Origin of the sequence: Pseudarthrobacter sp. NamB4 (genome assembly GCF_005796185.1) — a bacterium.
In the GTDB taxonomy this organism is placed as follows: domain Bacteria; phylum Actinomycetota; class Actinomycetes; order Actinomycetales; family Micrococcaceae; genus Arthrobacter.
The window spans coordinates 1-1,089 of record NZ_VAHM01000039.1 but is presented as its reverse complement, the minus strand read 5'-3'; the positions used below and the strand labels follow the sequence as shown (position 1 = coordinate 1,089).

At 65.6% G+C, this 1,089-nt stretch carries 1 protein-coding gene; it reads right to left on the bottom strand.

From position 1 onward, the window contains the following. Positions 1-1,089, bottom strand: a 1,089-nt coding sequence (locus FDW81_RS17930) for an L-serine ammonia-lyase (protein ID WP_138135553.1), incomplete at its 5' end; no start/stop codon positions are given.

Here is a 1,089-nt window from a genome sequence, read left to right as displayed (position 1 = left end):
TCAGCATTCGACGACGTTGACGGCGAGGCCGCCCATGGCCGTTTCCTTGTATTTGGAGCTCATGTCCTTGCCGGTCTCGCGCATGGTCACGATGACCTCATCGAGCGAGACCCGGTGGGAACCGTCGCCCCAGAGCGCCATCTTCGCGGCGTTGATCGCCTTCGCCGCAGCGATCGCGTTCCGCTCAATGCACGGCACCTGGACCAGCCCGCCGATCGGATCACACGTCAGGCCCAGATTGTGCTCCATCGCAATCTCCGCCGCGTTCTCCACCTGCGCCGGAGACCCGCCCATCACCTCCGCCAGGCCCGCAGCGGCCATCGACGACGCCGACCCGACCTCACCCTGGCAGCCCACCTCAGCCCCCGAAATGGACGCCTGCTCCTTATAGAGCACCCCGACCGCGCCGGCGGCCAGCAGGAAGCGCACCACCACATCATCACGGTCCTCCTGCGACGCGTTCTCCATCCCCGGCGCGAAATGCAGCGCATAGAACAACACCGCCGGGATGATCCCGGCAGCCCCGTTCGTCGGGGCCGTGACCACCCGGCCGCCCGAGGCGTTCTCCTCATTCACCGCCAGGGCGATCAAATTAACCCACTCCTGCCAATACTTCTGGTCATAGAAGTCCTGGCCGTCACCGTCCTGGCTGTCCGCATCCGGCCGTGAGCTTTCCTTCTTCAGCCGCTCATACCAGTCAGGGGCACGACGGCGGACCTTCAGCCCGCCCGGCAACACACCCTCACGCTTCAAAGACGTCTGGACACAGTCCTCCATCACCGACCAGATGTGCAGCAGCCCCGCCCGGATCTCCTCCGGGGTGCGGCTGTCCTCCTCATTGACCCGCATCACATCGCTGATCCCCAGCCCGGTCTCCCGGCAGTGCTCCAGCAGTTCGGCGGCAGTCCGGAACGGCAGCGGCAGTTCCTTCTTCGACTCATCGAGCTCCTGCTGCGCGGCGTCCTCCCCGCCCTCCCGGACAATGAACCCGCCACCCACCGAAAAGAACGTGGCCGTGTGCAGGACGTTGCCGTCAGCGTCGGACACCGTGAACGTCATGCCATTGGTATGCCGCGGCAGGACCGTCAA